This window comes from Serratia sp. CY29653 (assembly GCF_052169255.1).
GTDB lineage: Bacteria > Pseudomonadota > Gammaproteobacteria > Enterobacterales > Enterobacteriaceae > Serratia > Serratia sarumanii.
In genome coordinates this window covers 1,056,124-1,078,498 of the sequence record NZ_JBJNLC010000001.1, presented here as the reverse complement: position 1 = coordinate 1,078,498, position 22,375 = coordinate 1,056,124, and the positions used below count along the sequence as shown (strand labels likewise).

The 22,375-nt window shown below is 54.9% G+C and carries 20 protein-coding genes and 2 pseudogenes; 10 read left to right on the top strand and 12 right to left on the bottom strand.

Annotation, left to right across the window (positions count from 1 at the left end; all coding sequences use genetic code 11):
* Nucleotides 1–38: 38 nt before the first annotated feature.
* Nucleotides 39–644, top strand: a complete 606-nt coding sequence (gene azoR / locus ACJ8HN_RS05285; RefSeq protein WP_015377994.1) for an FMN-dependent NADH-azoreductase — start codon at nucleotides 39–41, stop codon at nucleotides 642–644.
* Here azoR and ACJ8HN_RS05280 read toward each other — a convergent pair.
* The 5 genes from ACJ8HN_RS05280 to ACJ8HN_RS05260 form a co-directional block, all read right to left on the bottom strand.
* Nucleotides 641–778, bottom strand: a complete 138-nt coding sequence (locus tag ACJ8HN_RS05280; protein ID WP_107685435.1) for a hypothetical protein — start codon at nucleotides 776–778, stop codon at nucleotides 641–643. The two genes, azoR and ACJ8HN_RS05280, sit on opposite strands and share 4 nt — an antisense overlap.
* On the bottom strand, nucleotides 763–1,086 hold the full coding sequence (locus ACJ8HN_RS05275; RefSeq protein WP_033634662.1) for a YdbL family protein: 324 nt from the start codon (nucleotides 1,084–1,086) through the stop codon (nucleotides 763–765). Before ACJ8HN_RS05275 ends, ACJ8HN_RS05280 begins: the two co-directional genes overlap by 16 nt.
* An 8-nt stretch (nucleotides 1,087–1,094) precedes the next feature.
* On the bottom strand, nucleotides 1,095–1,292 hold the full coding sequence (locus ACJ8HN_RS05270) for a YnbE family lipoprotein (protein WP_025302979.1): 198 nt from the start codon (nucleotides 1,290–1,292) through the stop codon (nucleotides 1,095–1,097).
* Nucleotides 1,289–3,901, bottom strand: a complete 2,613-nt coding sequence (locus ACJ8HN_RS05265) for a YdbH family protein (protein ID WP_442523125.1) — start codon at nucleotides 3,899–3,901, stop codon at nucleotides 1,289–1,291. The genes ACJ8HN_RS05270 and ACJ8HN_RS05265 overlap by 4 nt, the downstream gene beginning before the upstream one ends.
* A 317-nt stretch (nucleotides 3,902–4,218) precedes the next feature.
* The gene (locus tag ACJ8HN_RS05260) at nucleotides 4,219–5,049 is read right to left on the bottom strand and encodes a LysR family transcriptional regulator (RefSeq protein ID WP_060430320.1); all 831 of its coding nucleotides are present in this window, start codon (nucleotides 5,047–5,049) and stop codon (nucleotides 4,219–4,221) included.
* Between the two features lie 139 nt (nucleotides 5,050–5,188).
* Between ACJ8HN_RS05260 and ACJ8HN_RS05255 the strand changes: the two genes are divergently transcribed.
* From ACJ8HN_RS05255 to hslJ, 3 genes are all read left to right on the top strand, one after another.
* Nucleotides 5,189–5,479 (top strand): putative quinol monooxygenase, encoded by a 291-nt coding sequence (locus tag ACJ8HN_RS05255; RefSeq protein ID WP_047567278.1) that lies wholly within the window; start codon nucleotides 5,189–5,191, stop codon nucleotides 5,477–5,479.
* 142 nt (nucleotides 5,480–5,621) lie between these two features.
* A complete protein-coding gene (locus tag ACJ8HN_RS05250) occupies nucleotides 5,622–6,614 on the top strand; it encodes a 2-hydroxyacid dehydrogenase (RefSeq protein ID WP_016927571.1) in 993 nt (330 codons plus the stop codon).
* A 50-nt stretch (nucleotides 6,615–6,664) separates the two neighbouring features.
* Nucleotides 6,665–7,093: a heat shock protein HslJ gene (gene hslJ, locus ACJ8HN_RS05245; protein ID WP_442523124.1), complete on the top strand. Its 429-nt coding sequence runs from the start codon at nucleotides 6,665–6,667 to the stop codon at nucleotides 7,091–7,093.
* A 29-nt stretch (nucleotides 7,094–7,122) separates the two neighbouring features.
* On the opposite strand, the gene ACJ8HN_RS05240 is transcribed toward hslJ, so the two are convergent.
* Both ACJ8HN_RS05240 and ssmE read right to left on the bottom strand, forming a co-directional pair.
* Complete coding sequence (locus ACJ8HN_RS05240; protein WP_015377999.1) at nucleotides 7,123–7,377, bottom strand: DUF333 domain-containing protein; 255 nt, start codon at nucleotides 7,375–7,377, stop codon at nucleotides 7,123–7,125.
* A gap of 499 nt (nucleotides 7,378–7,876) precedes the next feature.
* Nucleotides 7,877–8,209 (bottom strand): multidrug efflux SMR transporter SsmE, encoded by a 333-nt coding sequence (ssmE, locus tag ACJ8HN_RS05235; protein WP_033634669.1) that lies wholly within the window; start codon nucleotides 8,207–8,209, stop codon nucleotides 7,877–7,879.
* Between the two features lie 238 nt (nucleotides 8,210–8,447).
* Here ssmE and nifJ point away from each other — a divergent pair, with 238 nt between their 5' ends.
* Nucleotides 8,448–11,981, top strand: a complete 3,534-nt coding sequence (gene nifJ / locus ACJ8HN_RS05230) for a pyruvate:ferredoxin (flavodoxin) oxidoreductase (protein ID WP_442523123.1) — start codon at nucleotides 8,448–8,450, stop codon at nucleotides 11,979–11,981.
* A gap of 81 nt (nucleotides 11,982–12,062) precedes the next feature.
* Nucleotides 12,063–12,464, top strand: a complete 402-nt coding sequence (locus ACJ8HN_RS05225; protein ID WP_442523122.1) for a GNAT family N-acetyltransferase — start codon at nucleotides 12,063–12,065, stop codon at nucleotides 12,462–12,464.
* A gap of 631 nt (nucleotides 12,465–13,095) precedes the next feature.
* Here ACJ8HN_RS05225 and ACJ8HN_RS05220 read toward each other — a convergent pair.
* A complete protein-coding gene (locus ACJ8HN_RS05220) occupies nucleotides 13,096–13,317 on the bottom strand; it encodes a DNA polymerase V (RefSeq protein ID WP_442523552.1) in 222 nt (73 codons plus the stop codon).
* A gap of 86 nt (nucleotides 13,318–13,403) precedes the next feature.
* Here ACJ8HN_RS05220 and ACJ8HN_RS05215 point away from each other — a divergent pair.
* A pseudogene (locus ACJ8HN_RS05215) lies at nucleotides 13,404–14,520 on the top strand (IS3 family transposase).
* A 139-nt stretch (nucleotides 14,521–14,659) separates the two neighbouring features.
* On the opposite strand, the gene ACJ8HN_RS05210 reads toward ACJ8HN_RS05215, so the two are convergent.
* From ACJ8HN_RS05210 to ACJ8HN_RS05195, 4 genes and pseudogenes are all read right to left on the bottom strand, one after another.
* On the bottom strand, nucleotides 14,660–15,388 hold the full coding sequence (locus ACJ8HN_RS05210; protein WP_442523121.1) for a hypothetical protein: 729 nt from the start codon (nucleotides 15,386–15,388) through the stop codon (nucleotides 14,660–14,662).
* Between the two features lie 181 nt (nucleotides 15,389–15,569).
* Nucleotides 15,570–17,825, bottom strand: coding sequence for a S8 family anti-phage peptidase IteS (gene iteS, locus ACJ8HN_RS05205; RefSeq protein ID WP_442523120.1), 2,256 nt, complete (start codon nucleotides 17,823–17,825; stop codon nucleotides 15,570–15,572).
* Nucleotides 17,800–18,954, bottom strand: a complete 1,155-nt coding sequence (gene iteA, locus ACJ8HN_RS05200) for an anti-phage ATPase IteA (RefSeq protein ID WP_442523119.1) — start codon at nucleotides 18,952–18,954, stop codon at nucleotides 17,800–17,802. Before iteA ends, iteS begins: the two co-directional genes overlap by 26 nt.
* A 189-nt stretch (nucleotides 18,955–19,143) precedes the next feature.
* A pseudogene (locus ACJ8HN_RS05195) lies at nucleotides 19,144–20,277 on the bottom strand (IS3 family transposase).
* On the opposite strand from ACJ8HN_RS05195, the gene ACJ8HN_RS05190 reads away from it, so the two are divergent.
* The 3 genes from ACJ8HN_RS05190 (at nucleotide 20,225) to ACJ8HN_RS05180 (ending at nucleotide 22,185) form a co-directional block, all read left to right on the top strand.
* Nucleotides 20,225–20,653, top strand: coding sequence for a tyrosine-type recombinase/integrase (locus ACJ8HN_RS05190; RefSeq protein ID WP_442523551.1), 429 nt, complete (start codon nucleotides 20,225–20,227; stop codon nucleotides 20,651–20,653). The pseudogene ACJ8HN_RS05195 and the gene ACJ8HN_RS05190 overlap by 53 nt on opposite strands.
* A 48-nt stretch (nucleotides 20,654–20,701) precedes the next feature.
* Nucleotides 20,702–21,640 carry a tRNA 2-thiocytidine(32) synthetase TtcA gene (ttcA, locus tag ACJ8HN_RS05185; protein WP_442523118.1) on the top strand — a complete coding sequence of 313 codons (939 nt, stop codon included), beginning with the start codon at nucleotides 20,702–20,704 and terminating at the stop codon, nucleotides 21,638–21,640.
* 146 nt (nucleotides 21,641–21,786) lie between these two features.
* Nucleotides 21,787–22,185, top strand: a complete 399-nt coding sequence (locus ACJ8HN_RS05180; RefSeq protein WP_033634674.1) for a VOC family protein — start codon at nucleotides 21,787–21,789, stop codon at nucleotides 22,183–22,185.
* The last annotated feature ends 190 nt before the right edge of the window (nucleotides 22,186–22,375 follow it).

Genomic DNA, 22,375 nt, shown 5'->3' with positions numbered 1-22,375 from the left:
GAGTCCTGATGTCACTGTCACAACGTAAGGAATTATCGATGAGCAACGTATTGGTTCTGAAATCAAGCATCCTGGCGACCTACTCTCAGTCTAACCAACTGGCCGATTTCTTCGTAGAGCAATGGAGCAACGCCCACAGCGGCGACACCATCACCGTGCGCGATCTGGCCGCACAGCCCATCCCGGTGCTGGACGGTGAACTGGTCGGCGCGCTGCGTCCTTCCGATGCTCCGTTGACCCCGCGTCAACAAGAAGCGCTGGCCCTGTCGGACGAGCTGATCGCCGAGCTGCAGGCCAATGACGTCATCGTGATTGCCGCGCCGATGTACAACTTCAACATCCCGACCCAGCTGAAAAACTATTTCGACCTGGTTGCCCGCGCCGGCGTGACCTTCCGTTACACCGAAAACGGTCCGGAAGGCCTGGTGAAAAACAAACGCGCGGTGATCCTGACCAGCCGCGGCGGCATTCATAAAGGCACCCCGACCGACCTGGTGGAACCTTACCTGCGTCTGTTCCTGGGCTTCATCGGCATTACCGACGTGGAGTTCGTCTTCGCGGAAGGCATCGCCTACGGCCCGGAAGTGGCGACCAAAGCACAGGAAGACGCCAAGGCGGCCCTGTCTCAGGTGGTTGCTGCCTAAGACCCTGCGCAGGGGCGCCGCGCCCCTGCCGGACAAGACGCACGTCCTGTCAAACCTGCACTACCCTCATAATAATCATCTATCCGTATCTCTTGGCGCGCCAGACGGCGCGCTTTTTTTATTTCTTCAGCCACTGGCCGTTGATGCCGCGCACATACTCGCCGCTCTGCGCCCGCGTCACCAGCTTCTGCCCGGCCATGCGCGCCACTTCGTCGACGGCGATATGGTTGCCGTCCGCCACTTCCTGATACTTCTCGGCGCGGCCGGCGTTGATGCGCTTCACCAGCGCCAGCGTTTCCGCGTCCTGCTTCACCGGGGCGATATAGCCGCTCAGGGTTTCGCCCACCCGCCCTTGCTGCTTCGCCTCATCCAGCGTCAACGCCATCGCCACGCCGCTGAACAACCAGGCGGCGCCGGCCAGCCACAAATAACGTTTTTTCATGTCGGCTCCTAGAACAGACCGCTTTGGGTTTTCAGCAGGTTTTCGACGTCCTTATCCACCTTGATATGAATTTCATGCTCGATCTTGACGTTCATATTGATGGTGATCGGATCCTTCGGCGTCGCCACCTCGATGCGCGGCACGCAGCCGCTCAGCAGCGAAACGCACAGCACCGCTGCCAGCGTCGACACACTCATGATTTTCATTGTTGCTCCCCAGGTTGTGAGAGGGCCTGCTCCAGCCACTCCTGTAAATTGTCGCCGAAGCGCAAACTGCGCCACAGCTGAAACACGTTTTCCTGATGCCGATAGTTCAGGATCACCTCGCGCTTGGCGTTCTTCTGCGGGTTGATGCCGTCGATACGCGCGCTCAGCGTCAGTTCGCCCAGGTTGTCGAGATCGACCCGGGCGTGCGAACGGTTGATTTCCATGTAGCGCAGCCAGTCGATCGCCGCGCCGGTCGCCAGGTTGTTGCTGCCGATGGCGTCGGCCATGTCTTTGTCCAGCCGCAGCGTCAGGGTGCCGGCGTTGGCGATCCAGCCGTTTTGCACCAGCCATTTCGGGTGGTTCAGGAACAGCGGCAGCTCGCCGTCGACCCGGCCGGACATGGCGAACTGCTTCGGCTTCAGGGCGGTGAACAGCGCGCTGAGATCGACCTTGTCCAGCTTCAGCACCGCGGCGTCATGCTGCGGCAACCGCAGCGCCGACAGGCTGATATGCCCGTTGAGCATGTCCACGCCGACGTTGCTCAACGTCAGCGGCTGCCCTTCGCTATAAGGATAGGTGCCCTGCAGATCGGCGGAAATGTTCTGCATCTCGAACAGGTTGCTGAAAGACTTGATGCGCAGCGACACCGGCTGTTTGGCCCCCAGCAGCCACTGATGCTGCTTGAACCGGTACGACAGGATAAAGTCCAGGCCGCTCATTTCGCCGTCTTTCAGCCACATGCCGCCGTTTTTCACCACCCAGTGGCCGCCGGCCTCGAAGCCCTGCTCGCGGGCGGCGGAAAACGCCGACTGCGCATAAAACTCGCCGTCGCGCAGCGTGAGATTGAGATCCGGGGCGAGCAGCGGCTGGAAGACCTTCAGCGACTGTTTCGGCCACCAGGCTTCACCGCGCAGGCGTTCGCCGTCCCAACGGCCGCGCAGCGCGATCGGCCCGATCTGCTGCGCCTGCAGTTTGCCCTGCAGTTGGAAACTGTCCGGCGAAAGGCCGTTCACCTGCAGCGCCAGCACCGGCGCCGGCAGATGGCCGCCGTCGCTGAAGCTGACCTTATCCGCCGCCAGTTGCAGCTCGCCGTTGAACTGCGGGCTTTGTTCATCACGCCGCCAGCGCAGCGGCCGGTTGAGGCTCAGGCGCGGCGCGGCGACCGTCACCAAACCATACTTCAATTTATCGAAACTGGTGGAGAGCTTGTCGAGCACCAGCTCGCTGTCCTGCCAGCGCCCGCTGCCGGCGACGTCCCAGGCGGCCTGCAGCGGCGGCAACCGGCCGTTGCCCCAGTAACGCCACTGCCAGTCGCCCTTGTCCGGCCAGAAATCCTGCGCCTGGCCGTCCAGGTGCAGCTTGAAGCGCCCCCAATAGCTGTCGCTGGCGTTCAGAATCGCCTGCAGGCGGCCGGTGATACCGGCGGCAGTCACCTTCACGCCCGCCAGCGGCAAACGCGCCTCTTCCAGCGTCATTTCCGGCGTCACCTTGCCCCACAGGCGCAACAGCGACCCCGGCTGCAGCACCAGCGTCGGGTTGAGAATGCTGCCGCCGATCACGCCCGGAATCGACGCGGTGGCGGAGAAGTCGGCCAGATTGGCCTGACCGGTCAATTGGAAGCGCAGATCGCTGTCGGTCAACCCTACCTTGCCCGGCCCGAGGGTGAGCACCGCATTGCCCTTGCCGTTGTGGCCGGCGGTGATCACGTTCAGCCGCGCGCTGATCTCCGTTTCATCCCACCCTTTGCTCCAGTCGTGCAGCGCAACGCTCAGGCCGCCGTTCAACGGCTGCCCGCTGTACGGCCAACGCCACTCGCCCTGCCTGATACTGACCCGCTGCGGCGCGACTTCCCACGGCAGCACCGCCAGCGGCCGATCGTCACCTTTTTCGCTTACCGTCAACACGCCCTGCCGCTGTTGCCAGCGCATGTCCAGCAATACCGGTTTTTCCAGATAGGCGGTCTGCATTTCCCCCTGCAGCGCGCCCTGCGTCGGCAGGCTGGCCAGATCCAGCGGAATGGTTATCTTGCCGGCGAGACGCAGCGGTTGCGCGCTGTTGGGCGGGACGACGGTCAGGCTCTGCAACGTCAGCTGCTGTTTTTCATCCAGCTGCGCCTCGGCGCTGAGATTCGGCCCCTGATAATGCAGGCGTTGCCCGTCAGGGCCGGAGGAAAGCTGCAGCTTGCCGGCATAACGCTGCCAGGGAACCAGCGTCAGGTCATTAATGGTGAGGTCCAGCGGCGGCAGCTGTTGCTGCAGCTGATCGAGCGCCAGCGGCGCGCTGTTGGCATCGCCGCCCGGCAGTTTTGACAAACAGGCGCTATCGACGCTGACCTTATCGCTCGACAGCTGCCAGCGGCCCTGGCGGTAAGCCAACCGCGTCGGCCCGACGTTGGCCAGCAGGCAATCTTGCGCGGTGAAACGCGCCCCCGCCAGCGCCAGGCCGCCCTGGCGCCAGTGCAATTTGCCCTGCAACTCCAGGCGGCTTCCCGCCGGCAACCAATGCGATAACACGCCCGGCAGCCAGCGCGGCAAAGTTTGCCACAACGCCAGCACCAGAATTGCGCAGCCCGCCACCGTCCCTATGAATACTTTTAATCGCCTGGTCATTAAATGGTTGCTTCGTTCCTGAGTTAGGCATTGGTTAAGTCTATGCCTGAATTGACAATAATGATGGCATGAATTTGACATAGGGTGAAGCTGAGCGGGGTCGCAGCGGCGATTTGCACCTTTTTGGCGCAAACGTGTGCGGAGTTGTAGATTTTCGTTACATATGCATCACATAAACAGGACAGTTTTCAGACTTTTGTTATTGTCGTTGCCATTGATGATTAATAGTCTTGCAACCATTCTAATAAAAGTTCAGCTGCTAGCTAACTGTGTACTAGAGAAGCCATTCCCCACACCCCCGTGGGGATTTTTTTGCCTTAATGCCGAATCACGGCGTCAATAAAATCGTGCAATATGCGGCTGTCGCTCGCTTTACGCCAGATAGCATAAATATCGCTGCGCATTTCATTCCCGCATTCTATGTATGCAACCTTTCGCTGCCGCGCCAGGCTTTCGGGCACAAACGCATAGCCTAATCCCGCTGTTACGCAGGCAAATATCACGTCGTAGCATTCCACCTCCAGCAGCGCGGCGGGGATGACTTGCTGCTTCTGCAGCCAGGCGTCCACCAGATGGCGATAGTGGCATTGCCGCGAATAAACATAGAGATCGCTTTTTGCCAACAGCGCCGGCCGATATGCCCCGCCAATGAAGACCAAACGCTCCTGGAAAGCACGCCGGCTCTGCATCTGCGGATGTTCGATCGGCCCATCTGAAAACACCACGTCCAGCGCCCCTTTTTGCAGCTGAAACTCCAGATCCAGCGAATATCCCTGCACCACACTCAGCTGAACGCGGCGATTTTGCGCACGGTAATGGGCCAACTTTTGCGGCAAATGATGACTCAACGCGATATCCAGCGCGCCAAGCCTCAGTTCGCCCTGCACCGGATCCTGTTCAAGCTGCGCTCGCGCCCGCTCCTCGACCGCCAAAAAACGCTTGGCTTTATGGTAAAGCGCCCGGCCTTCCGGCGTGAGCGACAGCCGATTGCGCTCACGCTCGAACAGCGTGACGCCGCACGCCATTTCCAGCTCTTTTAATTTCTTGGTCACGTTAGAGGGCACGCAAAACAGCCGCTCCGCCGCGGCCGTGAGACTCTCCGACTCCACCACCATGCAAAAGGTGGCTAACTGGGCACGTTTAAACATCTTAAGCCTTCACCAAAAGTGAACGATTCACGAACTTTATTTCACTTTTAGTCAGCCATCAAGTCCGTAAAATCCTCGCTGTCAGCACAATGCTGCCCCTGGAGATATCCAGTTTCATTACCGACCGAGGAAATCAATCATGATTACGCTCAACGTCTTTTTTCAGGTCAATCCGGCCAAGCGGCAAGCGTTTCTGAGCCTGCTCAACACCATGGTGCAGGAATCCAATAAAGAAGCCGGCTGCTCTTTTTACCAGCTTTGGCAATGCCAGAGCGATGAGAACAGCTACGCGCTGATCGAAAACTGGGACGATAAGGCGGCGCTTTCAGCACACCAGAAAACGCCTCATTGGATCGCCTTTAACGATGTCGTTAACAGTTATTTGACCCATGATTACGATGAGCATCATTACACGGAAATCGCTCGTTAAAACCGCGTGAACCGGCCCAATGCGGGCCGGTTTCACTCCCCTGTCTGATAGAACAAGCCCCGCGCGGGACAAACTGCTAACCAATTGTCGAATTTACTAAAATCTGTTAAATTGATCACAAAATCACGGTGGAGAAACCACGATGAAATTGGCGATATACAGTACCAAACAGTATGACCGTAAATATCTCGAACTGGTGAATCAGCAGTTTGGCTATGAGCTGGAATTCTTCGACTTTTTACTCAGCAAAAAAACCGCCAAAACGGCCGCCGGTTGCAAGGCGGTGTGTATCTTCGTCAACGACGACGGCAGCCGTGAAGTGCTCGAAGAACTGGCGGCGCTGGGCGTCGAAATTCTCGCCCTGCGCTGCGCCGGTTTCAATAATGTCGATCTGGACGCCGCCAAAGAACTGGGCATCAAGGTAGTGCGCGTGCCGGCCTACTCACCGGAAGCCGTGGCGGAGCACGCGGTAGGCATGATGATGTGCCTGAACCGCCGTATTCACCGCGCCTATCAACGCACCCGCGACGCCAATTTCTCGCTGGAAGGGCTGATCGGCTTTAACATGCACAACCGCACCGCCGGCGTGATCGGCACCGGTAAAATCGGCGTGGCGACGATGCGCATTCTGAAAGGCTTCGGTATGAAGCTGCTGGCTTACGATCCGTTCCCGAGCGAACAGGCGCTGGAACTGGGCGCGGAGTATGTCGACCTGAAAACGCTGTACGCGCAGTCCGACGTGATCACCCTGCACTGCCCGCTGACGCCGGAAAACCACCATCTGCTGAATGCCGACGCCTTCGCGATGATGAAAAACGGCGTGATGGTGATCAACACCAGCCGCGGCGCGCTGATCGACTCCACCGCCGCCATCGACGCGCTGAAGCAGCAGAAAATCGGCGCGCTGGGAATGGACGTTTACGAGAACGAACGCGATCTGTTCTTCGAAGACAAGTCTAACGACGTGATTCAGGACGACGTGTTCCGCCGCCTCTCGGCCTGCCACAACGTGCTGTTTACCGGCCATCAGGCCTTCCTGACCGAAGAGGCGCTGACCAGCATTTCGCAAACCACGCTGCAGAACATTAGCCAGTTGGATCGCGGCGAAGCCTGCCCGAACCAGTTGAACGCCTGAGCGTCACCTCGGGGCGCCCTTGCGGCGCCCTGTTTATTTGAGAGAACGCGATGAGAAAAACCACGGTAGCCGCCCTTGCGGCGCTGGCTTTAGCGGGGTGCAGCATGAAACCACATACGGCCGTCACGCCAGGCGATCTGCTGCATCACCACTTCGTGTTGCAGAGCGTGGATGGCGAAACGGCGAAGCCACCGGCGGGCGGCGGCCTGCTCAATCTGGAGTTCGGCGAGAACCTGCATGTCTCCGGTGCGATGTGCAACCGCTTCTTCGGCCAGGGGCAATTACGCGACGGCGTGCTGACGGTGAAACCGCTGGCGACGACGCGCAGGCTGTGCCCTGATGAACAGCGCAACCGCTGGGATCGGGCGATCGGCACCGTGCTGGAAAACGGCGCCGAAGTGACGCTAAGCGCCCAGCAGCTGACGCTCAACGGCAGCGGCCACACGCTTATCTATACCCTGCGCGATTGGGTGTATTGATCCTGCGCGCCAGGCCTGGCGCCGCGGGCTTACCCGGCGCAGCTGCCCAGGCCCAGCGTGCGTTCTTCGCACTGCTTGCCGTTCGGCATCTGGCACATGCGCAGCGCTTCACCGTTCAGGTTGTGCGCGATGGTGGTGACGCCGCCGACCGCCGCGCAACCGGCGCTGGTCTGCAACGTATTGATTCTGGCACTGTTGCCCTGCTGTACTGGCTCTTCGTTATTGCTGCTGCAGGCGGCTAAAAGCAGCACGGCGCTGGCAAGCAGCCATTTTGATGTCGTCATTATCCCACTCCTGAACCCGGAACTGCGCTGTGTAAAATCGCCATTGCTGATAACGCGCGTCACTTGGCGGACACGTTTCGCTATCTTTGATGCAAACTTGTTTAATCTAGCTCGATATATAAATAATGAAAATATATTCCAGCCATTATTTGTCGTTTTTTTGCGTCAGCCGGACATTTATTTTGTTTGCAGAATATTTCCGCACCGGCGCGCGGTGCCAAACGTGACGGCGCCACCCGCTGCCAGGCTTCGGCCGCACGCAGAAAGTGATAACGTCACCGCTGCCGACCAGGAAGTTTTTCCGGGGATATCGCTATTCATTATCTTCGCGTGCTTTCAGTGAAACGGCGCATTTTTTGCTACCGGAGAGGACGATATTTGCGTCTATGCTGGCGGCGCTAAGTAATTAGCATTCCACTATTTTCAGTGAATGATGGCTGAATTCTTCAACCGGCGCGACTTGCTGTCGCGCCGGCCTTTTTTCACATTAAAATAACACTCAGTGCACCGTGGCTTTGGACAGTAAATTAATCACCAGCACGCCGGCAATAATTAATCCCATGCCGACGATCGCCGGCCAATCCAATTTTTGCTGATAAACAAATACCGCGGCGACCGACACCAGCACGATCCCCATGCCTGACCAAATCGCATACACGATGCCCAGCGGCATACTCTTGACCACCATCGACAGCCCCCAAAATGCCACGCCGTAGCCCAGCACCACCAGCAGCGACGGCCACAGGCGGGTAAAGCCCTCGGAGGCTTTCAACATGGTGGTGGCGATCACTTCCGCGACTATCGCCATCGTCAAATACATAAATGCGCTCATGATTTTCTTCTGTCAGTTTGCCGATGCGCAATTATGACGCGCCGGAAATAAATTGTCTTTAAACGGTGAAAACAATTTATTGCCGCTGGCCCCCAATCGACGAGGAAATAGGCCTTTGACGATTTGTCACCCGCCACACAAACACGATAAAGCCGCGTTCAAACCCTCTGTTAGACTTTTTTCCATTACTGCGAAAGTGCGCTTTCGCGGCTTTGAGAGCAATGAAAAGGTAACGCCGATGATAACTACAGATGGTAATAATGCAGTCGCTTCCGTGGCCTATCGCACCAACGAAGTGATTGCCATCTACCCTATCACGCCGAGTTCCACCATGGCGGAGCAGGCGGATGCCTGGTCCGGCGATGGCCGGCAAAACATCTGGGGCGATATCCCCCGGGTAGTGGAAATGCAGTCGGAAGGCGGCGCTATCGCCACCGTGCACGGCGCGTTGCAAACCGGCGCGCTGTCGACCTCGTTCACCTCATCGCAGGGCCTGCTGTTGATGATCCCGACGCTGTACAAACTGGCCGGCGAGCTGACGCCGTTTGTGCTGCACGTCGCCGCGCGCACCGTAGCCACGCACGCGCTGTCCATCTTCGGTGACCACTCGGACGTGATGGCGGTGCGCCAGACCGGCTGCGCCATGCTGTGCGCCGGCAGCGTGCAGGAGGCGCAGGACTTCGCGTTGATCTCGCAGACCGCCACCCTCAACGCGCGCGTGCCGTTTATCCATTTCTTCGACGGCTTCCGCACCTCGCACGAAATCAACAAGATCGTACCGCTCAGCGACGATACGCTGCGGCAAATGCTGCCGCAGGCGGCGATCGACGCTCACCGCAGCCGGGCGCTGTCGCCGGATCATCCGGTGGTGCGCGGCACTTCCGCCAACCCGGACACCTATTTCCAGTCGCGCGAAGCCACCAACCCGTGGTATGACGCCACCGGCCAGCACGTGATCGACGCCATGGAAGCCTTCGCCGCCCTCACCGGCCGCCACTATCGGCCGTTCGACTATTACGGCCACCCGCAGGCCGAGCGCGTGGTGGTGGTGATGGGCTCCGCCGCCGGCACCTGCGAAGAGGTGATCGACACCCTGCTGACCCGCGGCGAGAAAGTCGGCGTGCTGAAGGTGCGGCTGTTCCGGCCGTTCTCCGCCAAATACCTGCTCGGCGCGCTGCCGGACAGCGTGCGCAGCGTCGCGGTGCTCGATCGCACCAAAGAACCGGGCGCGCTGGCCGAGCCGCTGTATCTGGACGTGATGACCGCGCTGGCGGAAGCCTACAGCCGGGGTGAGCGCGCCACGCTGCCGCGGGTGATCGGCGGCCGTTACGGCCTGTCATCGAAAGAGTTCGGCCCTGACTGCGCGCTGGCGGTGTTCCGCGAGCTGGCCCAGCCGCAGCCGCGCCCGCGCTTTACCGTCGGCATCTTCGATGATGTCACCTGGCTTTCGCTGCCGTTGAGCGACGAAATCCTGCCGCAGCGCGCCTCGCTGGAAGCGCTGTTCTACGGTTTGGGCAGCGACGGCTCGGTCTCGGCCACCAAGAACAACATCAAGATCATCGGCAACGCCACGCCGCTGTATGCCCAGGGCTATTTCGTCTACGACTCCAAAAAGGCCGGCGGCCTGACGGTGTCGCACCTGCGCGTCAGCGAGCAGCCGATCAACTCGGCTTACCTGGTCAGCCGCGCGGACTTCGTCGGCTGCCACCAGCTGCAGTTTATCGATAAGTACCAAATGGTCGAACGCCTGAAGCCCGGCGGCACCTTCCTGCTCAATACCCCTTACGGCGCCGACGAGGTCTGGTCGCGCCTGCCGCAGGAGGTTCAGGCGCTGTTGCACCAACGCCAGGCGCGTTTCTATATCATCAACGCCGCCAAGCTGGCGCGCGAATGCCGGCTTGGCGCGCGCATCAACACCGTGATGCAGATGGCGTTCTTCCACCTGACGCAGATCCTGCCGAGCGACGTGGCGCTGCAACAGCTGCAGGACGCCATCGCCCGCAGTTACAGCAGCAAGGGCCAGGAGATCGTCGAGCGCAACTGGCAGGCGCTGGGCGCCACCCGGGCCGCGCTGACCGAGATCCCGCTGCAGCCGGTCGACGCCAGCAGCCCGATGCGCCCGCCGGTGGTCTCGGACGCCGCACCGGACTTCGTCAAAACCGTCACCGCCGCGATGCTGGCTGGGCTGGGCGATGCGCTGCCGGTTTCCGCCTTCCCACCGGACGGCACCTGGCCGGTGGGCACCACCCAATGGGAAAAGCGCAACATCGCCGAAGCGATCCCGATCTGGCAGCCCGACCTGTGTACCCAGTGCAACCACTGCGTCGCCGCCTGCCCGCACTCCGCCATTCGCGCCAAGGTGGTTCAGCCGGCGGAGATGGAGCACGCCCCCGCCTCCCTGCAGTCGCTGGATGTCAAAGCGCGCGATATGCGCGGCCAGAAATACGTGCTGCAGGTAGCGCCGGAGGATTGCACCGGCTGTAACCTGTGCGTCGAGGTCTGCCCGGCGAAAGATCGCCAGAACCCGGAGATCAAGGCCATCAACATGGCTTCGCGCCTCGATAATCTGACGGCGGAAAAAGACAACTACGACTTCTTCCTGCAGCTGCCGGAAATCGATCCGACGCAGCTGGAGCGCATCGACATTCGCACTTCGCAACTGATCACGCCGCTGTTCGAGTACTCCGGCGCCTGCTCCGGCTGCGGCGAAACGCCGTACATCAAGCTGTTGACCCAGCTCTATGGCGACCGCTTGCTGATCGCCAACGCCACCGGCTGTTCGTCGATCTACGGCGGCAACCTGCCGACCACGCCGTACACCACCAACGCCGAAGGGCGCGGGCCGGCGTGGGCCAACTCGCTGTTCGAAGACAACGCCGAATTCGGCCTGGGCTTCCGTTTAACGGTCGATCAACATCGCGCGCGAGTGCTGCGCCTGCTGAATGCTCTGGCGCCGCAGCTGCCGGAGCGGTTGGTCAATGCCCTGCAGATGGGCGACGTGGCGCCGGAGCCGCGCCGTCAGCAGATCGCTGAACTGCGCACGCTGTTGGCCAATCTCGAAGGCGAAGACGCGTGCCAGCTGGCGGCCGGCGCCGACTACCTGGTGGATAAATCCATCTGGCTGATCGGCGGTGACGGTTGGGCCTACGACATCGGCTTCGGCGGTTTGGATCACGTCCTCAGCCTGACGGAGAACGTCAACGTGCTGGTGCTCGACACCCAGTGCTACTCGAACACCGGCGGCCAGCAGTCGAAGGCCACGCCGCTCGGCGCGGTGACCAAGTTCGGCGAACACGGCAAGCGCAAGGCGCGCAAGGATTTGGGCGTCAGCATGATGATGTACGGCCATGTCTACGTGGCGCAGATCTCGCTGGGGGCGCAGCTCAACCAAACGGTGAAAGCGATTCAGGAGGCCGAGGCCTATCCGGGGCCGTCGCTGATCATCGCCTACAGCCCGTGCGAAGAGCACGGCTACGATCTGGCGCTCAGCCACGATCAGATGAAACAGCTGACCGCCACCGGCTTCTGGCCGCTGTACCGCTTCGATCCGCGCCGCAGCGCCGAGGGCAAGGCCGCATTGGCGCTGGATTCGCGGCCGCCGAACAGCAGCCTGTCGGAAACGCTGCTGAAAGAACAGCGTTTCCGCCGCCTGAACGCGCAGCAACCGGAAGTGGCCAGCGCGCTGTATCAGGCCGCCGAGAAAGAGCTGCAGGAGAAATACGATTTCCTCAGCCTGCTGGCCGGCAAGGCGGAAAAATCCGCCGCAGAGTAACGCCATCAGGGCGCGAGCGATTCGCGCCCTGTTGCTTTTCCTTCTATTCTCATTGCAATTGCGCCAGAAGCCAAAGAACGCATGGAAATCATCATCTCAGATCGCAGCCATTCGGAAGCATTGGTCGATATCATCATCGAAATGGAAGAATATTATTTCGGCCCCGACGTGATAAAACGCCAAGAGGTGCTCCCTTACCTCAATAACGCGCTGTTTGGCCCCTACTCAGGTATTACTGTCGCCAGTGCTTGGTCACAAGGTAAGGTCTGCGGATTTTGTACCTTTTGCATCATGCACCCCGCCCCTAAGCTCAGCGGTCAAATGTTTATGAAAGAGCTGTTCGTCAGCCGCACTGCCAGAGGGTTGGGCGTAGGCAAGGCAATGATGCGTTTTATCGCAACTATTGCGCTCGAACATGGCTGTAGCCGTCTGGACTGGACAGCTGAAAAGTCCAACCCCAACGCCGGACTTTTCTATCGCTAGCTTGGCGCCGACGAAATCACGGCCAAACAGTACTTCCGTCTGGAAAACGACGTGTTGCGTGCTTTCGCTCGCCCCAATACTGAGTAATTCCCATCGCCCCTTCTGCCGCGAAGAAGATCGTTGGGATACTCAATAAAACCCGCTGGCATTCCTGCTCGCAATCCGTACCATACAGGCCTCGCGTCGGGCGCGTGGAAGCTGGATGATGAATAATGATCAAAATTGGCCGGTTGAATGGTAAACTCGCGGTCTACAACGCCATGTCCCTAGTGCCCCCCATTGAGAATGAGCACGATTTAAATGTCAGAAAAGCAATCCGTTAGCCAAAAAGAGCAGTACAACCTGAAGGTATAACCCTTTTTTCCGCAAACTATTAAACTTTCTATATTTCACCTATTTTTCATAATGTTACACTACCAACTTAAGTACGCCAATCACCGCCAATTTACTCAAAAAATGCCCTTTTTTGCCCCTTTTGATGGTGGAATGCCCCTTTATTGCCCCTAAAAATTTTTATTGTCCGTTAGCACCACAGATGGAGAAATTCCTTATGTTCTTCATAGGCCGGAGCGAAATGTAGGAAGCTTTTACTCCGTCGAGACTGACCGCTTGAATGTAGTCAGTACCCATTTCAACGCCCTCTATTTGGGTTAAACAGCATAAAGGTACGCGCTTCCCCTTCCTCAGCAGAGATATCTTTGAAGGTTGTTACGTAGCACTCGATCCAGTTGTTAGCCTGCTTCAGTGACCAGTTCCAGTTGACCGCCTCAAGCTGCTTAACAAAATCCTGCGTTGTCACAGTACGCCGTCCCGTTTGCTCAATTTTTACAGCGGCGCGGAAAGCGCCCTCTATTTCGTACTGCCTCGGTGACCTGCTCCCCGTTGATTAATACACCGCGACATTAGTAATGTCTTCATAAGCCACATGAGGACATCCCCATGAAGAAGCGTTTTTCCGACGAACAGAACATCAGTATCCTCCGCGAGGCTGAAGCCGGGGTTTCTACCCGTGAGCTCTGCCGTAAGCACGCCATTTCCGACGCTACCTTTCACACCTGGCGTAAGAAGTATGGCGGTATGGAGGTATGGAGGTGCCCGAGGTTAAGCGCCTGAAGTCGCTTGAGGAAGAGAACGCCAGGCTCAAGAAGCTGCTTGCCGAAGCCATGCTGGATAAGGAGGCTCTGGGGCGAAAGTACTGACGACAGGCCAGAAGCGGGAAGCCGTGGTGTTGATGTGTGATGCGACCGGTCTGTCGCAACGTCGTGCCTGCAGGCTTACAGGTTTGTCCCTGTCGACCTGCCGTTATGATGCTCAGCGTCCGGCTGCTGATGCACATTTATCAGGGCGTATTACTGAGCTGGCGCTTGAACGCAGACGTTTTGGTTATCGGCGCATCTGGCAGTTGCTGCGTAGGGAGGGCCTTCATGTCAATCACAAGCGGGTATACCGTATTTACCACCTTAATGGACTGAGCGTAAAACGCAGACGACGCCGTAAAGGGCTGGCGACCAAACGGTTTCCGCTTCTGTGCCCGGATGCACCGAATCTTACATGGCCGATGGATTTCGTTATGGACACTCTGGCCAACGGTCGCAGGATCAAGTGCCTGACCTGTGTAGATGATTTCACGAAGGAGTGTCTGACGATCACCGCTGCTTTCGGTATTTCAGGCGTTCAGGTCACGCGTATTCTGGACAGCATCGCGCTGTTTCGGGGCTATCCTACGACAATAAGAACCGATCAGGGCCCGGAATTTACCTGCCGCGCACTCGATCAATGGGCCTTTGAGCATGGTGTGGAACTACGGCTTATCCAGCCAGGTAAGCCAACGCAGAACGGATTTATTGAGAGTTTTAACGGACGCTTTCGCGATGAGTGTCTGAATGAACACTGGTTCAGCGATATTCTTCATGCCCGGAAAACGATTAATGACTGGAGGCAGGATTATAACGAGTGCCGTCCCCATTCATCACTGGATTACCAGACACCAGCTGAATTCGCAACGGACTGGCGAAACAGAAAATATGAACAAAAACCAACCGACATTACTAACTGAAGGTTGTATCTAATCCTGGGGGCAGGTCACCACCAGCAGCAAGCCCTGCTGAAGTGGTTAATGGGTCATACATTGTTTACTCCGAATTTAGGCATGAAAAACCACGCGTAGGCGTGGCTTATAAAAATTTGGTATAAAATTAAATGGATGCTTTTATTATCTCCCACTCACCTTTAAGATATTTCTGTGCACAGATAATAAAATAATCTATATCAACTCTTAGCTGCCTACTGACATCACGATAATCCTTCAAGTCAGCTTCACTCAAGTTACTAGATTTTTTTTCAATGGATGACATCAATTCTATCAAAGCGGCACATTCAGCTTCATCATGGTTGAGCATCAATAAAATACGGTTTTTCACATAATTTATTTTATTTAAAATTTCATCCCTGGCCCGTATCGCATCTTCAAGCATACGCTGAGCTGTCCGGCGTTCTTCAAGAAATACTTCTATGTTAATATTTTGCTCAGTTAAAGCATATTGTTGAAATAGATTGTCAGCGTTGAAGTAATCCCACTGACGCTTGAGACATGCGCGGTTGTCCGCGGCAAATTGAGAGAGCAAATCTCTAATCTCATTGATCCAAACCTGCCTACTTGAGGCGACTACCTGCGCCTTGATCGTTTTATCTGCTATTTTACCCTGCTGCAGTTGCTGCTGAGTTACCAACTGGGTATTGGATTTCATTGCGCGGTAAGCTACATACGCAGGAATCCCACCCGCAATCAATGCGGTTAAAAACGATTCCCAACTACTTTTATCAGGGATTTCTAAAACAATCTTAGGGATTTTACTTAAGAGAACTTCTGCGTGATAGAAAACCTCATCGCCTTTCATCAGAAAAGGTATGCCTTGCCAGCCCATAGTTCCTCCTGTGTGATGGAGGAATTTTAACAGATTCACAGGAGAACACACTACCCAACAAACCACCCTAGGTTAGTTGGACGGCGTAATGTGCTTACCTGTTTTTATTACTACGGCATCATATCAAAAATCACTAAAATGATGGCCTAAATAGTAAAGTTTTTCAAACCTTTTTCTTGCTTTAAACTGTAATCGGAACACGCACTGGAAGCGGCGAACTAGCCCAGTTATTTGCATTCAACGCCCTAACCCCGCCAGCATACACTTCGGTATCACCATCTAAAGACCTCAATGTTACGATTATGGTGACGGGCAGGGGTTCTCGAAGGGCAGGTTCATTAGCTCTCAAAGTAGCTTTTGCCTGAAGCCCCCAATTTCCAGTAGCTATACCGCGAGTGAATGCCTTGCGATGAATCTTCACCGGAGACCATTTTCCTCCATGTTCAATCTGGGCGGTTTCATAACCTGATTGGCCTGTTTCACCTTCCATTGGTACTTTGCCTTTCATGCTATTATTTTCTATCAAACCAAAACTAAGTTCGACATTAGCTCTAACGTACTCACTTCCAGCATTAGGATCTAACGGCGGAGCATAAGCAGCTGTGATGATAATCTCCCCTTTGAATTTATCATCTTGGCTAAGACACTCAGGAATAGGATAATTATCCTTCCGCCACCTCATACCAGGAACAAGGAATGTTTGGAAAATTAATGTAAAGCGATCATCTGAATCATGCAAGGTTTCGAAAACTTCTTCAGGAAGACCTGCGCCATAATAACGTCGTTCATGTGTAGTGTAATCTGGAGAAGAAAGCTGGGCTGAGTGAATCAAAAGAGCTTTAACTAAAGAAGGTGAAACAGAAAAATCAGGGCTGGTTGCGATTTCCTGCCAAGTATGAGCAGCTAAACTCGCCACAATAGGTGATGCAAAGCTAGTGCCGAAATTAGAGTAGATTCTATTATCAGGACCTATAACCTTTAAACTACTAGAACCAACACTCCATGGAGCGTGAACCCCACCACCGGCATGAATTATATCAGGCTTAGGAGTAAAAATTGGTCCAGGGCCACGACGCGTATAAGGTGTAGGTGTGCCTAATGCGCTCAATGCATCTGCAGCATCTATGTGAGAAATTGAACCGACAGTTAATGCACGGACAGATTCACCAGGTGAAGACACTAGATCATTGCCATTTAAAGAGTCAGGGTCTGGCCACGTTCTGATTGGCTGATCAAGATAATTCCCTGCAGCCACAACAAATAAAACGCCATATTGATCACTTAATTTATCCAGAGCCATAGAAAAATCGCTGAATAAATGTTCACTGCATGGTCCGCCGCCTAAGGATAGATTCCAGATATTGATATCAGGACGTTTACTTACGGCATCAGTCAATCTAATAATAAGGTCTGAAATGTAAGATCCATCCTCGTCCAAAGCACATACATTATGCACTTTTGAGTGTGTTTCAGGCAACCAAGAATGTCTATCGTTCAGGATGCTAGCCCCCGAAACCAATGAAGAGACCATTGTACCATGCTCATAACGAGTCTCAGGGGGAATAACATACGTTTCACTACTTGCTATCCAAGGACTAATGGATATAGCAGTCGGGCTGACGCCAGTATCGAATACTGCTACTAATGGCAAATCTCCCTGAGGCAATGGGAAGTCATCTACACCATTGCTTTCAGCACTGCTGGCACTGACAGGGAACGCTGAGTATTTAGGTTCAGGAATTAAAGTGCGTACTCCAGGATGCTCAATCAATGCTTCCAATACAGATTCATCATGCTCAGAAATGCCAACAACACGTATCAAAGGAGGGCCGCGTCTTTGTCTGATGGTGATATATTCGACTTCATTGTCATCTAAAATATCTAACACACTTTCATGGTTAGAATCTGTGGCGTCCTCTGCGGAATACTGAAACAGACGAAGAAGAATATTAGATGCGGCAAAAAGAGGTTCACGACCGCCAGGGATTTTTCGTTCTTCATCCCATGGTTCAATACTTTCAATAGCGCTCAAGTTAGCAACAATCGCTTTGATGTTACGATGCAGTATAATTGACTCCAATGCCGCAAAACTACCTGAATGGGCAGCAACCAACATCTCGTCAATTTTACCGTGGCCAGCATTTTGCAACCCTGCTTCTTGGGTGAGCTTGTTTGGCCTGTGTGATTTAGCAATGCCTTGTTCTCTAAGCTTGAAAACGATCGTTCCGAGACTCCTCGGATGATCATCGAGTTTAGACTGCAAATATGCCTTGGTGCTATTGAGAGCGCGGACTAATCCGCGCCTGTACTCGGGAGTGACTTCAACCAGTTCTTTTGCTCCGCCACCTCCCCCTTCAATCGCCCCCAAATCCCTTCGGGAAAATGGAATTTTTAAAATGGGATTGGTGATACTAGCCTGTGTGCCCCTTCTGCTCATTTGATCCTGACTCCTTCAGAACATTTGAAATAACTCTTGCCGAAAGACCATATAGCTCTGCAAGAACTCGAATTGAGAAGATTTTCTTATCTTTAGATCGAAGCCAACAAATTTCATCTTCGTAAGTGTGTAAATTTACACCGTCAATTAGAGATTGCGCAAGATATAAACGCCTGTAAAGTTTGTGGTTAATGATTTTTTTATCGCCAGCAATGACTGCATCTCGGCGCGCATCCAAGCTAACCTGCTCAATTATCGCACCAGATAAACCTTCTGATTTTTTAGCCAGATCACATAAATCAACTTCATTGCTTAGCATATTTTTCAACCGGCTCTTCCAGATTAGTTCTCTCTGGTGCTGGTCAGGTAACGGCATAGGGATTCTAAAGCTAAACCGTCTCCAGACCGCTGGATCTAATAGTTGTTCATGATTGGTGGAGGCTATAATTATTGTGTTATCAGAAGCGGCATCAATATTTTGCAACAAGGAAATTACTACCCGCTGTAACTCACCAATATCCCTTTCATTTCCTCTAGCACCTGCTAATGCGTCAAATTCATCTAAAAATAAAACGCAAGGTCGCTGGTTTACATAGTCAAATACTTGTCGCAGATTCTTACTTGTTTGACCTAAGAGACTACTTATCAAGGTATCACACCTTACAGTCAACAAAGGATACTCGAGTCGAGATGCGATATATCTTGAGAGCATCGTTTTCCCAGTACCAGGTTTACCGTACATAAGTAATCTGCTTGGTAAAGCAGCATCTACCTTTACAAATTCATCAAAGCGCTGAACATTAGTTATGAATTCATCGACTCTTGTGTTAATTCCTGCAGGAAGATAGAGTTCCGATTTGTCTAGTTTTGGATAGCTTACATCAACAGTGCTTAACCTACTGTCAATGTCAACGGGTAAAGACCCTATCGAAACACCTCCTCCTGCCTTTTGCGCCCCAGCTAAGGCTTGAGGTGCACGCAAAAGCCGCTCTCTAATAAGTTTAGCTTGTTTAATCTCACCGGATTGCTCAAGTTTGTCAGCTAGCAAACCTGCATAATTATTAGCCATCGATGCATTAGCTTTAGTAGCGCCTTCAATTATTTTCAAAATTTCTGAAAGATAGTCCATCAACTCACCCACGCCTAAAAATGCAACATTGATACGGAAATCATACCACTTTTATCGAAAATAGCGATAATCGTAACGCATTTTAGGATTATTGATACGTTTTTTTTACCTTTTGCTCACCAAACCCCATGTTTACTGCACAAAACAACAAACTTGGACTGACCCCATGCTCGTAGACAAATTCTGTCCTCACGCCGAGGCCTGTTCAAAGGCCTCCGGACTGACGCCGCCGAGGTGACTGTGGCGCCGGGGCCGGATGTAGAACACTCCAATGTAATCAAAGATATCCGCTCGGGCCAGCTCCCGGGTTTTGTATATTCTCTTCCTGATGCGTTCTTTTTTCAGTGAACTGACGAACGATTCGGCCACCGCATTATCCCAACAGTTGCCACGCCGGCTCATACTGGGTGCCAGGTTATTGGCCCGACAGAACCGTTGCCAGTCGTCGCTGCCGTACTGGCTGCCCTGGTCTGAGTGCACGATGACCTCGCTGTCCGGTTTACGTCGCCAGACCGCCATCATCAGCGCATCCAGTGCCAGTTCGCGTGAGAGGGTCGGCTTCATCGACCAACCCACCACGTTACGGGCAAAGAGGTCGATAACCACCGCCAAATACAACCATCCCTGCCAGGTCCGGATATAAGTGATGTCGGTGACCCAGACCTGATTGGCCCGGACAACGGTAAACTGCCGCTGTACACGATTAGGGGCAACCACTGAAGGTCGGCCGACGATACGCCGTGGTGCTTTATAGCCACGCACAGCTTTAATCCGGTTCAGTTGCATAGTACGGCCCACCCGGTTTTTGCTGCAGGTTTCCCCGATTTCGTTCAGATCGCCATGAACCCGCCGGTAACCGTATACGCCTCCGCTCAGTGAATATGAATCACGGATAGGCGTCAGCAGACGATGGTTATCTTTATCACCCACCGAGACCGGGTTGTGCAGCCACGCGTAGAACCCGACCCGGGCGACATGCAGTACCCGACACATCGTCATCCCCCCATACAGTGCGGTGCTCATTGATAAAGCGGTACTTCAGTCGGGCTCCCTTGCAAAGTACCGCGTGGCCTTTTTCAGGATATCCCGTTCTTCTTCGGTACGTTTTAGCTGTGCCCGTAGTTTCAGGATCTCGCTTTTGGCTTCCAGTAAATCCCGGGCATGCTGTTCGCTGTTATCAGGTTTGATAGCCCGTAGCCACTCGTAGAGGCTGTGTGCAGAAACACTCAGACGGTCAGATAGTTCGGCAACGGAATAACCGCGTTCCGTTATCTTATGGACGGCTTCTTCCTTAAATTCAGGTGTAAATCGTGGTGTGCCCATACGCTCCTCCTGTGCACAAACTATAGGGCAGGATCGTCTACCGGGGCGGGTTCAGTCCAGGACAGAAACCCAGCGCGTACACTTTGTTTTCATGCCACGGATGCGTAAAGGAGAGCAAAAACCGTATTACAGCGTATCGAGCATCGGGCACCGTTGGAACGCCGCCGTAAAACGTGCTGGCATTCGTCGCCGGAATCCGTACCATACGCGGCATACTTTCGCCTGCTGGCTGTTATCAGCTGGTGCAAACCCGTCGTTTATCGCGAGTCAGATGGGGCATGAAAATGCGCAAATGGTGTATGAAGTCTATGCGGCGTGGATTGAAGAGCTGAACGGCGATCAGGTGCTCATGCTTAACAGTAAGCTGGCACTTTAAAAATTTTTGCCCCTTGTATGCCCCTTTTGGTTCCAGAGATGGTTAATAATGCAAGAAAATCAAGAAATTACAAAGAAAGAACAGTACAATCTGAACAAGTTGCAAAAGCGCCTGCGCCGCAACGTGGGCGAAGCGATCGCCGATTTCAATATGATTGAAGAAGGCGACCGCATCATGGTCTGCCTGTCCGGCGGTAAAGACAGCTACACCATGCTGGAGATCCTGCGCAATCTGCAGCAGAGCGCGCCGGTCAACTTCTCCCTGGTGGCGGTGAACCTCGATCAGAAGCAGCCCGGCTTCCCGGAGCATATTCTGCCCGCCTACCTGGAAAGCCTGGGGGTGGAGTACAAGATCGTCGAAGAGAACACCTACAGCATCGTTAAAGACAAGATCCCGGAAGGCAAAACCACCTGTTCACTGTGCTCGCGCCTGCGCCGCGGCATTTTGTACCGCACCGCCACCGAACTGGGTGCCACCAAGATCGCGCTGGGCCACCACCGCGACGACATTCTGCAGACGCTGTTCCTCAACATGTTCTACGGCGGCAAGATGAAAGGCATGCCGCCCAAGCTGATGAGCGACGACGGCAAACACGTGGTCATTCGCCCGCTGGCCTACTGCCGCGAGAAAGACATCGAACGCTTCTCGATCGCCAAGGAATTCCCAATCATCCCATGCAACCTGTGCGGCTCGCAGCCTAACCTGCAGCGCCAGGTGATCGGCGATATGCTGCGCGACTGGGACAAGCGTTACCCTGGCCGGTTGGAAACCATGTTCAGCGCCATGCAAAACGTGGTGCCTTCGCACCTGAGCGACATCAATCTGTTCGATTTCAAAGGCATTCACCACGGTAGCGCCGTGGTGGACGGCGGCGATTTGGCCTTCGATCGCGAAGACATCCCGATGCAGCCCGTCGGTTGGCAGCCGGAAGACTCGGACGACGCGGTGCCTGCGCCAGAGCGTTTGAACGTGCTGGAAATCAAATAAGCCCCTCTCGCCGCTTGCCCTCTGCAAGCGGCGACATTCCCCTCTCTCGACGATCTCGATCCTGTTCACAGTTTGCGCAAAATTTACTGGGCGGTGCCGTTTTTACCCTATACTGTTTATTTATACAGCCATATGGAGATCGCGCAATGAATATCACCCCCTGCCTGTCCCACGTCTCGCTGGGCTCCAACGATTTCGAGGCCGCCGCCGCCTTTTACGATCGCACGCTGGCCGCCTTGGGTTGTCGACGCGTGCTGGAGCATCCCGGTGCCATCGGTTACGGCCGCGACTACCCGGAATTTTGGCTGCAGGTGCCGATCGACGGCCGGCCGGCCTCGCCTGGCAACGGCACGCACGTCGGTTTTTTCGCCACCAGCAAGCAACAGGTGGATGAATTCCATCGCCAGGCGCTGCTGGCCGGCGCCGCCGATGAAGGCGCGCCCGGCTCGCGGCCGCACTACGGCGAGGCTTACTACGGCTGCTTTGTCCGTGATTTGGATGGGCACAAGATTGAAGCCAGCTTCTGGGATGAAAGCGCGGCCTGAAGAAAAGAGGAAAGCCGAATAAAAAAATGCCGGTGATTAAACCGGCATTGTACGAATCAAATGTGCTATGCAGTAATTCAAAAATAAGAAAGTAAGACAATTATGGAGCGCAACGCCCATCGCTTGACGTTGCATTCACCTGCGAGAGAGATCATGCCCCATTTCCCCCGGCTAAATGTTGATATTGCTC